This is a genomic window from Bradyrhizobium sp. 147, from assembly GCF_023073935.1.
Classification (GTDB): Bacteria; Pseudomonadota; Alphaproteobacteria; order Rhizobiales; family Xanthobacteraceae; genus Bradyrhizobium.
In genome coordinates this window covers 186,323-199,138 of record NZ_JADPKL010000087.1, presented here as the reverse complement: position 1 = coordinate 199,138, position 12,816 = coordinate 186,323, and the positions used below count along the sequence as shown (strand labels likewise).

The following is a 12,816-nucleotide window of genomic DNA, read 5'->3' as shown; positions in this document are numbered from 1 at the left end:
GATTGATTGAGGAGCCCGGACGGATGGCAGCAGATTGGTCGGCAGGGACGATTGGCCCGGAATCGCTCTGGATATGCAATGGCTGCGCCGCACAAAGCGGTGGATTGCCCTTTTGCGGCGCTGATCTGACTATCATTTGGGCATTCCAGGGAACCGCAAATTAAGCGGGCGTTAGGTGGAATCCTCGAAAAAGCTTTCCATTCGATCTGTATCTTTGTTCCGGGTTCATTGCAGGTCAGACCTCATTGCCAAGGGAAGCTCCCCGATGTCTGCTGCGCTGGGTCTGAAAGCCAAGCCGATCACCACCACCGAACCCGCTGATGATGATTCCGACATCTCCGCGCTGATCAACCGCCTGACTGCGGAGGTCAACCAGATCGCGGTCGACAAGACCAAGGCGATCCAGCAAATCACCAATCAGATGAAGATGCTGGCGCTGAACGCCCTGATCGAGAGCTCGCGCGCCGGCGCGCAGGGCGCGGGCTTTGCGGTCGTGGCGCAGGAGGTGCGTGGCGTCGGCCAGCAGGTCGAGACCATCGCCCGCGAGCTCGAGACACAGCTGACCAAACGAACCGGCGAGCTCGTCGCCTCGATCGACCGCATGAGCCAGCGCTCGCGCGGCGAGCGCATGATCGATCTGTCGCTCAACGCTATCGAGCTGATCGACCGCAACCTCTATGAGCGCACCTGCGACGTGCGTTGGTGGGCGACCGACTCGGCCGTGGTCGATTGCGCGGCCTCGCCGGCCGCGGCGGCTGTAAACCACGCCTCGCAGCGCCTCGGCGTGATCCTCGGGGCCTACACCGTCTATCTCGACCTCTGGCCTTGCGATCTCGACGGCAACGTCATCGGCCAATGGCCGCGCCGACCGCTTCGCGTCGTCGGCCAGAACGTCGCCCACACCAAATGGTTTCGCGAGGCGCAATCCTTGCGCTCCGGCGACGACTATGTCGCCGGTGACGTCGAGAACCAGCCGCTGCTCGGCAACGCCCAGGTCGCGACCTATTGCGCCAGCGTCCGCAGCGGCGGCCAGGCCAACGGGGTGCCGATCGGCGTGCTCGCCATTCATTTCGACTGGGAGGCGCAGGCCCGCGCCATCGTCCAGGGCGTGCGCGTCGGCGACAGCGACAAGACCCGCGTACTGCTGGTCGATTCGAGCCTTCGTGTGATTGCCGCCTCGGACGGCCAGGGCATCCTCAGCGAGCGCATCTCGATCGCGCTGAACGGCCAGCGCTCCGGCTTCCACCACGACCGCACCGGCGCGCTGGTCGCCTTCCATGCCACCCCGGGCTATGAGACCTATCGTGGGCTCGGCTGGTACGGCGTGATCATCTGCGGGGCGTGAGGCGCCCGCAAAGCCGGCGAGTAGCCCGCCTTTATCAGAACTCGCGAAAACAACCCCATGCACAGTAGCTAGAGGATTGCTTTCATTGCTGTTTTTTCAGCGGGACTTCCTTTCGGTTTTTGGCTTCCGCCAGAATGTTTTGACACGTCGGGCAAAACACTGGCAATCTGTGATCATCGCCAGGTTGTGTTTACGCGCGAGGGAATGATCCCTAAGCGGATTTTTTTGACATCGCGCCCGGGCTTGCGAAGCATTTTCCGGCAAGCCATGCTCGCTACGGGCAAGAGCTCCGCGCCATTGGTCGTGAGAGTCGCTTCGGATCACATTCGTCGACGTGAGAGCGTAAGTTTGCATTGGCTTTGATCATCTCGCGCTCCGAAACATCGAGGAGACGTGCCATGAAGATCGTCGTGATCGGCGGGACCGGATTGATCGGATCTAAACTGGTGGCGAAGCTGAAGCAGCAGGGCCACGAGGCGGTGGCAGCCTCGCCAAGATCAGGCGTGAACGCCGTGACCGGGGAAGGTCTCGCTGCGGTGCTGGCCGGCGCCGATGTTGTCGTCGACGTCGCCAACGCGCCGTCCTGGGAGCCGGCCGCCGTGCTCGATTTCTTCCAGCGCTCGAGCAAGAATCTCCTCGCGGCAGAGGCCGCAGCGGCCGTGAAACATCATGTGGCGCTCTCCATCGTCGGCACCGAGCGGTCGCCCGACAACGCCTATTTCCGTGCCAAGCTCGCTCAGGAGACCGTCATCAAATCCTCTTCGGTCCCCTACTCGATCGTGCGCGCCACCCAGTTCTTTGAATTCCTCGGCGCCATTGCCGAAACGGCTGTGACGGGCGGCAGGATTGTCGTTCCATCGGCGCAGTTTCAACCGATCGCGTCCGACGATGTGGTCGATTGTCTCGCGGAGATCGCAACGGGCCGGCCGCTCAACGGCACGATCGACATTGCTGGACCCGAGAAGGCCCCCTTCAATGAATTCATCGCGCGACGCCTGAAGGCGTCCGGCGATGCCCGACCTGTGGTGGGAGACCCAAAGGCGCCCTATTACGGCGCTCTCATTGACGACACATCGCTGAATCCGCTCGGCGAGGCGCGGCTCGGGAAGACACCGCTCGCAACATGGCTCGCGAGCCTCTGAAGCTCCGTCAGCCTCAATCACGACGGAAATGACAATGAAGGGAATCCCATGTGCAGATTGCTGATGGCAACGGCGGTTTACGCTGCGTCTTTCCTGACGGCCCATGCAGCCGAGACAGCAGCACCATTAGCCAAAGTAACGGTGGTGTTCGATCAGGCCCTGCCAACGTCCCCGGCAAGAGCATGAAGGGCGTGCTGGTCGAATATGGTCCGGGAGGCTCCTCACCCGCGCACATGCACCCGCGCTCCGCGTTTATCTATGCGACCATCCTGGAAGGAGCGATCCGCAGTCAAGTCAATGATGAGCCCGCCAAGGTCTATCGCAAGGGAGAAAATTTTTTCGAGAAACCCGGCGACCGCCACGCCACAAGCGCCAATGCCAGCGATTCCGAACCTGCGAAGCTGCTGGCCGTCTTCGTCGTGGATACAGCAGACAAGGAGCTAGTGACACCTATCGCGAAGTAACGCCGGGGCAGCAGGCGGGACGCCGTATCGAATTCTCAAGTCGCGGCGGCAACCAGCTTGCTGTACTCGCCTTCGTACTCTCGCGCCATTCGGCGCGCCGAGAAACGCTCCTCGAACCGTGCGCGCACCTGCCTTCGATCCAACTTGCCCACTTCGCCGACCGCCTGAACGGCTTGCTCTTCGTTCTCGACGATGAAACCAGTCAGGCCGTGCTCGATGACCTCAGGGACGGCGCCTGAGCGGTAGGCGATCACGGGAGTTCCGCAGGCCATTGCCTCGATCATGACCAGCCCGAAGGGCTCCGGCCAATCGATCGGAAACAACAGAGCGGCGGCTCGACCAAGGAACTGCTGCTTTCCGTCATCATCGACTTCGCCGACAAGCTTGATCTTCTCGTCGTCAATGTGGGGCTCGACATGTTTCTTGAAGTAGGCGGTCTCGGCGCGCGGGATCTTCGCGGCGATGCGCAGTGGCATACGGGTTAGATGCGCGATGCGGATGGCATCCTCCGGACCCTTGTCTTTCGTCAGGCGGCCAAGAAATGCAAGGTATGATCCCTGCTCGTAGCACGGGCGAAGCAGGTCGGACGGCATCCCGTGCTGGATCGTTCTAATCCAATTCGCATTTGGAAGCGGCAGGCGCTGCCGGTCGGAAATCGACACGAGCGCTGCTTCGGGGAATTGCCGAACCACGTCAGGCAACCCAGGCAAGTCGAGGCGGCCATGCATGGTCGTCAGGAACGGCACGCCCAGGCGACTGAGCAACGGCAGATGCAGCCAGTCGATGTGCGCGTGGATCACGTCGAAGTCTCTCGCTCGCTTCGCGATCGCTTCCAGCAGCATCGCGCAAGCTGCACTCGGATCGGCGCCCTTGCGCCCGAGACGCAACGCACGGGACCAAACCGGATAGAGTCTCCCGGCCGTCCGGGAATCGCCGCTCGCAAACAACGTGACGTCGTGGCCGAGCTGCACCAGCTCATCCACCAGCCAAGCTACCACCCGCTCCGTGCCGCCGTAGAGCTTCGGAGGAACGCTTTCGGCCAGCGGAGCGAGCTGAGCGATACGCATGTGCTAAACTGCCAAGCGCACGATCAGCACGATGACTGCCGCCAGAAGGTTCGAAATCGCGAGCAAGGTCCAATTCGGCCTCGCACTCGCGGCCGCCAGGCAGCAGGCCAGTTCCTCCACCAGCGCTAACATTCGTCATCGCGAAGCCGCTCGAGATAGGCAAGGCCAGATGCCGTCAGGTCCTGGGCATCACCGCCACTCTCGCGCGCTTCCCGCCTCCCTTGTAGATGACGCTCGAGCAGACAGCGACGACCATCCGCGGCATCGACGTGACGATGCCGGGCGCGGTAGACGGACCAAGCAGTATCCACGGCCGTTCGTAGCGGATCGTGGTCGACCATGTTCCAGCTCCCACATTGAGACGTTCATGGGACCGCAACTCGTTACGACGGAGGAAGTTTCCACTTTTTCCCGAAACTCGCAGGGCTTTGCGGGTTCGAACTTGATGAGTGGGCTCCCCCCGTGTGGCATCAGGCGGCGCGAGGCGCGGCCATCTCCGCTGCGAGCAGCACAGCGGCGCGGCTAGCGCCAATCGATGCGATGCCCTGCCCGGCGATATCATAGGCGGTGCCGTGCGCGGGCGTGCAGATCGGGAACGGGAAACCACCGAGCAAGGTGACACCCCGATCAAAACCCATCAGCTTCATCGCGATCTGACCCTGGTCGTGATACATCGTCAGCACCGCATCGAAGGCGCCGCCCTTGGCGCGCAGGAACACCGTGTCGGCGGGGAACGGTCCCTCCGCGGCGATGCCCTCGCGCTGGGCGGCCGCGACCACGGGCGCGATGATGTCGATCTCCTCGCGACCAAAATTGCCGCCGTCGCCGGCATGCGGATTGAGACCAGCGACCGCGATGCGGGGCCGCGTGAAACCGGCATTGCGCATACAGGAATCGGTCAGCTTGAGCGCGCGATGGATGCGCTCGCTGGACAGCTTTGCAGCGACGTCCTTGAGTGGGATGTGGGAGGTGACCCGCGCGTTCCAGAGCCGGTCCAGCACGTTGAACTCACTTGCCGCGGTCTTGAGCCCGACCACCTCGGCGGAGAACGCGATCTCGTCGTCGTATTCGGCGCGGGCAAGGCGCATCGCCTGCTTGTTGAAGGGGGTAAAGCAGACGGCATCGACACTTCCGTCACGGCCGAGCTCGAGCGCGTGCCGGTAATTGGTCAGGGCGAAGTTCCCGCCGACAAGCGTCGCGGCCTTCGGCTCGACCTCCCTGGGATCGAGGTGGCGGAGATCGACAAACAGCGTCTCGCCCTGCGCCGCGCCAAGGTCGGCGCCCTGCTCTACCATGGTCAGCTCCGGCTTGACGCCGGCAACCCGCGCGCCTTCGTCGAAGATGCGGCGGTCACCGATGATGACGATCCGGCTGCGGGCGCGGACGTCATCCTGCACCGCGAGCTTCGCCGTCAGCTCCGGGCTGATGCCGGCGGGATCCCCCATTGCCAATGCAATGAGCGGCTTTGCCGTCATATGATCACCTTTTCCTCAGCTGTCGTCCGATCGGTAGACGGCGCGGGTTTGCGCCAGAGCCGCGTGAGCTGCAGCACGAGCGGAAGCAGCAACAATGCGATGCCGGCAACGATCAGGCACGTCACCAGCTTGTTTGCAAAGAAGATCCCGAGCGATCCCTTGGAAATCAGCATCGACTGCCGGAACGCGTCCTCGGCCTTGTCGCCGATGATGATCGCGAGCACGAGCGGCGCCAACGGATAGAACAGCTTCTTGAAGAGATAGCCGACGATCCCGAAGCCAAGCATCATGACGACGTCGAGATAGGAATTCGACACCGAATAGGCGCCGACGACGCAGATGATCACGATCAGGGGCGCGATCACCACAAAGGGAATCCGCATCAAGGCTGCGAAGACCGGAACGGTGAGCAGCACCAGCGCGACGGCGACGATGTTGCCGACATACATCGAGGCGATCAGGCCCCAGACGAAATCCTTACTGTCGACGAACAGCATCGGCCCGGGATTGAGACCCCAGATCATCAGGCCGCCCATCATGACCGCCGCGGTCGCCGAGCCGGGAATGCCAAGCGAGAGCATCGGCAGCAGCGCGCTGGTGCCGGCGGCATGGTCGGCCGTCTCCGGCGAGATGATGCCTTCGACCTCGCCAGTGCCGAAATATCGGCCCCGGCGCGAGAAGCGGCGGGCGATGCCGTAGCTCATGAAGGAGGCCGCGGTCGGGCCGCCCGGCGTAATCCCCATCCAGCATCCGATCGCGGCACTGCGCAGCAAGGCAATGCCATGCCGCGGCAGGCGGCCGACCGCGCGAAACACCTCACGCCAGTCGATCTTGGAGGAGACCGCGCGCGCGTGAAACTCCTCTTCGACGGCAACCAAGAGCTCGCCGATACCGAACAGACCCATCACGGCGACGACGAAGCTCACGCCCTTGACGAGTTCATCGACCCCCATGGTGAGGCGCACGCTGCCAGACACGGTGTCGATGCCGATGGCAGCGATCGCAAAGCCGATCGCCAGCGCCACGACGGTCTTGATCGGCGCGGCACCGCCCATGCCGACGAAGCTGGCAAAGGCCAAGAAATAGACCGCAAAATACTCGGCCGGCCCAAACGCGAGCGCCACCTGGGCCACCCAGGATGCGAGGAAGGTGATCAGGATGACGCCGATCAGCGCGCCGAACGCCGCCGAACCGAAGGCCGTGGCGAGCGCCGTCGTTGGCCGGCCGTCGCGCGCCATCGGGTAGCCGTCGAAGGTGGTCGCGACCGACGACGGCTCGCCGGGAATGTTGAACAGGATCGAGGTCACGGAGCCGCCGAACAGCGCGCCCCAATACATGCTGGAGAGCAGGATGATGGCCGAGACCGGCTGCATGCCGAAGGTCAGCGGCAGGAGCAGCGATACTCCGTTTGGCGCGCCCAGCCCCGGCAGCACGCCGACGAGAATGCCGAGCAGCACGCCGATTACCATGAGCAGCAGATGTGGCGCGGTGACCGCGATGGTGAAGCCGTGCAGGAGCTCTGCGAGATTATCCATCGGACCTCTCCGTCAGAACCCAAACGCGGCGGCGAGCGCGCCATGCGGCAGGCTGACCTGGAACATGCGCTCGAACACGACGTAGAGCGCGAGTGCCGTCGCCCCCGCCATGGCGAGCGCACGCGGCACGGATTGATGCCTGGGGATCGCCGGCACTGCGAAAACGTATAACGCCGAAGCGACGTACATCCCGGCCAGCGGGATCGCGGCAACAAAAATCGCAGCCGGCACGAACAGGCCGGCGAGCCTGCGCAGCTCGATGGACGTGATGGCGATGGGGACATTTGCCAGTGTCGCGGCCGGTAGCACGCCCCGCACCAGATTGTAGAGGCTCCCGATCACGACGATGATCCCGGTCAGGAACGGAAACGTGCCGGCGTCTACCCCGGCGCTCGACCAGCCGATGCCGTTGTCGAGGCTGGAGATGACGACTGCCACACCGAAGGTCCCGGTGAGGGTAGCGGTCGCAAGTTCAAGCGCGCGGCGGGAGATCATGGTCCGTTACCTCTGAGCTATCCCATGTGACGGCGGTGAGATCTGCCGAACGAGCTCGGCCTGCATGGTTCGAGACGCCCGCTTTGGCGGGCTCCTCACCATGAGGGTCGGATATCTCGCCACGACGCGCGACCTCATCCTGAGGGCCCGCCGCAGGCGGACGTCTCGAAGGATGGCCGCAAACGACCTGCCCGCCGCCTCACTTGACGAGCCAGCCTTGCTCGCCCGCGACCTGCTTGACGTGCTCGAGGTCGTCCTTGATGAATTTTTCGAACTCGGCGCCGGTCAGGAAGGTGTCGACCTGCGAGGTCTTCTCGATGTAGTCCTTCCATTCCGGCGTCGCCTGCACCTTCTTCATGAGATCGATATAGAACGCCGCCTGGTCCGGCGTGACCTTGCCGGGCAGCCACACCGTGCGCGGCTGCTCATACTGCTTGATGTCGAGGCCCTGCTCGACGCAGGTCGGAACGTCGCTCCAGCCTTCGGTTGCGGTGACCTTCGGGCCCTGCGGCAGCCGTTTCGGGCTAAAAACGCAGAGCGGGCGCTGCGTGCCGCCGCGCCATTGCCCGAGGCTCTCGCTGGGATTGTTGACATGGGAGTCGAGATGTCCGCCGGCGAGCTGCACGGCGGTCTCGGCGCCGCTCTTGAACGGGATATAGGTCAGCTTGACCTTGCCAGCCTTCTCGATCATGCGCGTCAACACCTCGTCGGTGTCCTTGGATTGCGCGCCGCCCATCTTGAATTCGCCCGATGCGGCCGCCTTGAGATAATCGCCCGCGGTTTTGTAGGGCGCGTCCTGCTTGACCCAGAGCAGGAACTCATCCTGCGCCATCGCCGCGATCGGGGTGAGATCGGTGTAGTTGAAGGCGACCTTGGAGACGAGCGGCTGCTGCCAAGCGTTGGAGGTGCCGAAGATCACCTTGTGCGGATCGCCAGCGGAGGCCTTGCCGTAGACATAGCCTTCGGCGCCGCTGCCGCCGCCCTTGTTGACGACGACGATTGGCTGGTCTGTCAGCTTGTACTTGGTGATGATGTTCTGCACCGCGCGCGCGAGATTGTCAGTGCCGCCACCCGGCCCGGCCGTGGCGACGAACTCGATCGGCTTTTGCGGTTGCCAGGCGGCGAGCGCCGGCATCGTGCCGGCGAGCACGGTCGCGGCCGCGGAGAGCAGAAGTGTTGACGTCCGACCCATGATGTCCTCCAGCTGATTTTTGTCTTTTGTTGTTGTCTTATCGACGTCCGCTCAGGCGACGCGTTCCTCGCGACTTGCCGAGGCCAGCACGATTGCGCCTTCTTTTTCGAGCGCTTCGATCTGCTTCTGGTCGAACCCATGCTCGGCCAGCACCTCACTTGTGTGCTCACCATAGACCGGCGCGCCTGACCGAACTTTGCCTGGCGTCTCCGAAAACTTGATGGGAAGCCCGATCGTCTTCACCGGACCGAGCGTGGAGTGCTCGACCTCGACAACCATCTCGCGCGCCAGCGTCTGCGGATCACTGAGGGCTTCCAGCATGTCGTGCACGGGGCCGCACGGCACGCCTTTCTCGTCCAGCGCCGCAAGCCAATGCGCGCGCGATTTGGTGCGGAAGCGTTCGCTCAAGACGGCTTCCAGCTCCTTCAGATGTGCCATACGGTCGGAGCCGGTGAGGAAGCGCGGATCAGTGGCGAGCTCGCTGGCGCCGAGTGCTTCCAGCATCAACAGCCAATGCTTCTTGTTGGCGCCGCCGACGACGAGCCAGCCATCCGAGGCTTCGAACGCCTGATAGGGCGCATTGAGCGGATGGGCCGAGCCCATCGCGCGCGGCGCCGTGCCCGCGGCCAGCGCAATGGTGGACTGCCAATAGGTCTGCACCAGGGCCGCTTCATAGAGCGAAGTCTCCACCCACTGTCCTTCGCCGGTCTTGAGACGGTGCGTATAGGCCGCGAGGATGCCCATGCTCGCCAGCAGACCGGCGGTGATGTCCGACAGTGGCGGGCCGCATTTGACGGGCGGACCGTCGGGACGTTCGCCGGTAAAGCTCATGATGCCGCTCATGGCCTGCGCGACCAGATCGAAGCCGCGGCGGTGCTTGTACGGGCCGGTGCGGCCGAAGCCCGACAGCGAGCAGTAGATCAGCGCGGGAAATTCCGCGTGCAGTGCCTCGTAACCGAAACCGAGACGCTCCATCGCGCCGGGCGCAAAGTTCTCCACCAGCACATCGGCGCTCGCGATCAACCGCCGAAGCACCTGCTTGCCACCGTCGGTCTTCAGATCCAGCACGACGCCGCGCTTGTTGCGGTTCATCATCAGGAACGAGGCCGCCTCATCGCCGATCTTCGGCGGCACCGAATGGCGGGTATCGTCGCCATTGGGCCATTTCTCGATCTTGATGACGTCGGCGCCCATGTCGGCGAGCATCAAGGTGCAGGTCGGCCCGGCCATGACATGGGTGAGATCGATGACCTTGAGACCGGCGAGCGGTCCCGAACGGCGGGAGGTGGATTGCGATCGATCGCTCTGCATTGGCCCGTCCTATTGGCCGCGCCATTGCGGCGCGCGCTTGTTGAGGAAAGCATCGAGCCCTTCGCGAAAATCCTGGCTCGTGTAGCACGTCAGGATGAGGTCTTCGCCCTCGTCCCGCGTCAGCCGTCTTTGCAGGCGGGTCACCGCCTGCTTGGTCGCATTCAGCGTCAGCGGCGCATGACTGGCGAGCAGCCGAGCGACCTCGTCAGTGCGCCGATCGAGCGCGGCAAGATCGTCCACGACCTCGCCGAGCAGCCCGATGCTTGCGGCCTCGGTGGCATCGACCAGGCGCGCGGTGAAGATCAGATCCTTGACGCGCGCGGCGCCGATGAGCGCCGTGAGACGGCTGACATTGGACATCGACAGGCAATTGCCAAGCGTGCGGGCGATGGGGAAACCGATCTTGGCGCTGTTGGTGCCGATGCGGAGGTCGCAGGCCGCGGCGATGCCGGCCCCGCCTCCGGTACAGAACCCGTTGATCGCCGCGATCGTCGGCACACGGCACTGCTCCAGCGTTGTGAGCACGCGATCGATGCGGTTCTCGTAATCGATGGCGTCCTGCGGCGTCTTGAATTCGCGGAACTGGTTGATGTCGGTGCCCGAGGCGAACGCCTTGTCGCCAGCCCCGCGCAGCACCAGCACCTTGATCGCAGGGTCGCGGTTGGCCTCCTCGCAAATCGCAGCGAGCCGCTCGTACATGGCAAACGTGAAGGCGTTGCGGGCCTGCGGCCGGTTAAAGGTGATCCGCCCGATGCCGTCCTGGCGCTCGAAAACGAGGTCTTCTGCCTCCACTTGCAGGTCCATTCCCCACACCCTTTCTGCTTTTTTACAGTTTTGAATGCAAAATTTGGAATTTTCAAGCTGGAACTTGCGAATTTTTGTCTGTATGTCCATTTTTGCATGCAAATAGAGTTTCAGGACCATGCTTCACGAAGAAGTCGTCGGCCGCATTCGCGCCATCCTGCTCGACGGTGAAATCCCGCCAGGGGCGCGCATTCCGGAGCGCGAGCTATGCGAGCGGCTCGAAATCTCGCGCACGCCGCTGCGCGAGGCGCTCAAGGTGCTGGCCGCCGAAGGCCTCGTGCAGCTGCTGCCGCATCGCGGCTCGCGCGCGGCGAAGCTGACCGACCAGGACATGCGCGACCTGTTCGAGGTCTGCCAGGGCCTCGAAGCCCTTGCCGGCGAGCTTGCCTGCGAGCGCATCACGGACGCCGAGATCGACGCGATCGCCACCGCGCATGCGGACATGGTGCAGCATTATCGCGAGGGTGACCTGATCCAGTACTATCGCGGCAACCGCGCAATTCACGAAGCCATCGTCAACGCGGCCGGAAACCCGGTGCTCGCGAGCCTTTACACCTCGGTGACAGCGCGCATCCGCCGCGCGCGCTACGTCACGCCGATGACGCCGCAGCGCTGGGCGCTCGCCGTTAGGGAGCACGAGGCAATCCTCAATGCGCTCCAGCGCCGTGACGGTGCCGGCCTCGCCCACATCCTGCGTGCGCATCTGCGCCATAAGCGCGAAGAGGTCTTACAGGCCGGCTTTGCCGAAACAGACGGCAATGACCTCACGCTGAGAATTGCGTAAGGCGCAATTCCGCGGTGCTTTGTTTTTGCGGAACGTGCCTCCGCACGCCGTGTCCCTGCCCGGTATGCGTCCGCGAACCAATTCCACTTGCTAGCTCATCGCAACCGGCGCAGCATGCCTTCCGCCGACCTCCGGTCTCATCGCGGACCGGGGCCGGTCACACCGCGCCAACAATCGCGCAGGTCAAAAAAGCGGAGAAAACGCATGACAATCGATGTCTCACGTCGATCTCTTCTCGCACTCGGGGCCGGCCTTGGCGCCAGCGCGCTGCTCGGCAGCAGCGCGATGGCGCGGGCACCCAAGCTCGGCACCCAGACGCCCTACTGGCACCGCTTCATTCTCGGCGATGCCGAGGTGACCGTCGTATCCGATGGACCGCTGCCGCTCGGCGATCCCTCCGGGACCTTCACCGGCGTTCCCAAGGAAGAGGTCAAGAAGATGCTGGCCGACAATTTCCTGTCGCCGGACAATGTCGTGCTCGAACAGAATTCGCCGATCGTGAACACCGGCGACAAGCTCATCCTGTTCGATACCGGCATGGGCAGCTCAAAGATGTTCGGCGCCAGCACCGGCCGCCAGCAGAAGAGCATGACGGAAGCCGGAATCAAGCCGGAGGACATCGACGCCGTGGTGTGCTCGCACGCCCATATCGACCACATCGGGGGCATCGTGGACGAGGGCGGCAAACCGTTGTTTCCGAACGCGCAGGTCTACATCTCCCAGTCCGATTTCGACTTCTGGACCGATGAGGGCAAGCTCGGCAGCCCGGCCAAGGACTTCGTCCTCCACGCCCGCAAGAACCTGCTGCCGGTCCGCGACCGCATCGTGTTCTTCAAGGACGGCCAGGAATTTTTGCCGGGCGTGCAGGCCATCGCCGCGCCCGGTCACACCGTCGGACACACCATCTTCATGGTCTCCTCGGCGGGCAAATCGTTCGCCTTCCTCGGCGATCTCTCGCACCATTCGGTGCTGCTGCTGGAGCGGCCGAGGATGGAGTTCTCCTACGACACCGACCCGAAGCAGGCGGCAGACTCGCGCGTCAAGCTGCTGACGATGCTTGCGGCAAACAAGATCCCGGTGATGTCCTATCACTTCGCCTGGCCCGGCTACGGCCATGTCGCCAAGACAGGCGAAGGCTTCCACTACTATCCGGAGCCGATGAAGATGACCTTGTAGCTTCGAAATCAGGTCCGGGCGGCGCG

At 63.6% G+C, this 12,816-nt stretch carries 12 protein-coding genes and 1 pseudogene; 5 read left to right on the top strand and 8 right to left on the bottom strand.

The features are described 5' to 3' along the window. The first annotated feature begins 265 nt into the window (after positions 1-265). The 3 genes and pseudogenes from IVA87_RS20745 (at position 266) to IVA87_RS20735 (ending at position 2,951) form a co-directional block, all read left to right on the top strand. On the top strand, positions 266-1,345 hold the full coding sequence (locus IVA87_RS20745) for a methyl-accepting chemotaxis protein (RefSeq protein WP_247334784.1): 1,080 nt from the start codon (positions 266-268) through the stop codon (positions 1,343-1,345). A 398-nt stretch (positions 1,346-1,743) separates the two neighbouring features. After that, positions 1,744-2,487 carry an SDR family oxidoreductase gene (locus tag IVA87_RS20740; protein WP_247334781.1) on the top strand — a complete coding sequence of 248 codons (744 nt, stop codon included), beginning with the start codon at positions 1,744-1,746 and terminating at the stop codon, positions 2,485-2,487. A gap of 48 nt (positions 2,488-2,535) precedes the next feature. Continuing rightward, positions 2,536-2,951, top strand: a pseudogene (locus tag IVA87_RS20735) (cupin domain-containing protein). A 35-nt stretch (positions 2,952-2,986) separates the two neighbouring features. On the opposite strand, the gene IVA87_RS20730 reads toward IVA87_RS20735, so the two are convergent. The 8 genes from IVA87_RS20730 to IVA87_RS20695 all read right to left on the bottom strand — a co-directional run bounded on the left by IVA87_RS20730 (position 2,987) and on the right by IVA87_RS20695 (position 10,830). After that, positions 2,987-4,018 (bottom strand): glycosyltransferase family 4 protein, encoded by a 1,032-nt coding sequence (locus IVA87_RS20730; protein WP_247334779.1) that lies wholly within the window; start codon positions 4,016-4,018, stop codon positions 2,987-2,989. Between the two features lie 125 nt (positions 4,019-4,143). Beyond that, positions 4,144-4,359, bottom strand: coding sequence for a hypothetical protein (locus tag IVA87_RS20725; protein ID WP_247296859.1), 216 nt, complete (start codon positions 4,357-4,359; stop codon positions 4,144-4,146). 129 nt (positions 4,360-4,488) lie between these two features. Continuing rightward, entirely contained in the window at positions 4,489-5,493 is a 1,005-nt protein-coding gene (locus IVA87_RS20720; RefSeq protein WP_247334777.1) for a 4-hydroxythreonine-4-phosphate dehydrogenase PdxA, read from the bottom strand. Further along, positions 5,490-7,028 carry a tripartite tricarboxylate transporter permease gene (locus tag IVA87_RS20715; RefSeq protein ID WP_247334774.1) on the bottom strand — a complete coding sequence of 513 codons (1,539 nt, stop codon included), beginning with the start codon at positions 7,026-7,028 and terminating at the stop codon, positions 5,490-5,492. Before IVA87_RS20715 ends, IVA87_RS20720 begins: the two co-directional genes overlap by 4 nt. Before the next feature lie 12 nt (positions 7,029-7,040). Further along, complete coding sequence (locus IVA87_RS20710) at positions 7,041-7,523, bottom strand: tripartite tricarboxylate transporter TctB family protein (protein ID WP_247334770.1); 483 nt, start codon at positions 7,521-7,523, stop codon at positions 7,041-7,043. A 199-nt stretch (positions 7,524-7,722) separates the two neighbouring features. Beyond that, on the bottom strand, positions 7,723-8,715 hold the full coding sequence (locus IVA87_RS20705) for a tripartite tricarboxylate transporter substrate-binding protein (RefSeq protein WP_247296887.1): 993 nt from the start codon (positions 8,713-8,715) through the stop codon (positions 7,723-7,725). 51 nt (positions 8,716-8,766) lie between these two features. Beyond that, positions 8,767-10,026 carry a CoA transferase gene (locus IVA87_RS20700; RefSeq protein ID WP_247334768.1) on the bottom strand — a complete coding sequence of 420 codons (1,260 nt, stop codon included), beginning with the start codon at positions 10,024-10,026 and terminating at the stop codon, positions 8,767-8,769. Positions 10,027-10,035: 9 nt separating this feature from the next. Further along, the gene (locus IVA87_RS20695) at positions 10,036-10,830 is read right to left on the bottom strand and encodes an enoyl-CoA hydratase/isomerase family protein (RefSeq protein ID WP_247334766.1); all 795 of its coding nucleotides are present in this window, start codon (positions 10,828-10,830) and stop codon (positions 10,036-10,038) included. 118 nt (positions 10,831-10,948) lie between these two features. Between IVA87_RS20695 and IVA87_RS20690 the strand changes: the two genes are divergently transcribed. Together IVA87_RS20690 and IVA87_RS20685 are read left to right on the top strand one after the other, a co-directional pair. Beyond that, complete coding sequence (locus tag IVA87_RS20690) at positions 10,949-11,614, top strand: GntR family transcriptional regulator (protein WP_247296893.1); 666 nt, start codon at positions 10,949-10,951, stop codon at positions 11,612-11,614. Between the two features lie 204 nt (positions 11,615-11,818). Beyond that, complete coding sequence (locus IVA87_RS20685) at positions 11,819-12,790, top strand: MBL fold metallo-hydrolase (protein WP_247334764.1); 972 nt, start codon at positions 11,819-11,821, stop codon at positions 12,788-12,790. Positions 12,791-12,816 lie beyond the last annotated feature (26 nt).

Bases quoted from the DNA above. Each gene is read 5' to 3' on its own strand.
- IVA87_RS20745 (WP_247334784.1), top strand. From the start codon at position 266: ATGTCTGCTGCGCTGGGTCTGAAAGCCAAGCCGATCACCACCACCGAA.
- IVA87_RS20740 (WP_247334781.1), top strand. From the start codon at position 1,744: ATGAAGATCGTCGTGATCGGCGGGACCGGATTGATCGGATCTAAACTG.
- IVA87_RS20730 (WP_247334779.1), bottom strand. From the start codon at position 4,018: ATGCGTATCGCTCAGCTCGCTCCGCTGGCCGAAAGCGTTCCTCCGAAG.
- IVA87_RS20725 (WP_247296859.1), bottom strand. From the start codon at position 4,359: ATGGTCGACCACGATCCGCTACGAACGGCCGTGGATACTGCTTGGTCC.
- IVA87_RS20720 (WP_247334777.1), bottom strand. From the start codon at position 5,493: ATGACGGCAAAGCCGCTCATTGCATTGGCAATGGGGGATCCCGCCGGC.
- IVA87_RS20715 (WP_247334774.1), bottom strand. From the start codon at position 7,028: ATGGATAATCTCGCAGAGCTCCTGCACGGCTTCACCATCGCGGTCACC.
- IVA87_RS20710 (WP_247334770.1), bottom strand. From the start codon at position 7,523: ATGATCTCCCGCCGCGCGCTTGAACTTGCGACCGCTACCCTCACCGGG.
- IVA87_RS20705 (WP_247296887.1), bottom strand. From the start codon at position 8,715: ATGGGTCGGACGTCAACACTTCTGCTCTCCGCGGCCGCGACCGTGCTC.
- IVA87_RS20700 (WP_247334768.1), bottom strand. From the start codon at position 10,026: ATGCAGAGCGATCGATCGCAATCCACCTCCCGCCGTTCGGGACCGCTC.
- IVA87_RS20695 (WP_247334766.1), bottom strand. From the start codon at position 10,830: ATGGACCTGCAAGTGGAGGCAGAAGACCTCGTTTTCGAGCGCCAGGAC.
- IVA87_RS20690 (WP_247296893.1), top strand. From the start codon at position 10,949: ATGCTTCACGAAGAAGTCGTCGGCCGCATTCGCGCCATCCTGCTCGAC.
- IVA87_RS20685 (WP_247334764.1), top strand. From the start codon at position 11,819: ATGACAATCGATGTCTCACGTCGATCTCTTCTCGCACTCGGGGCCGGC.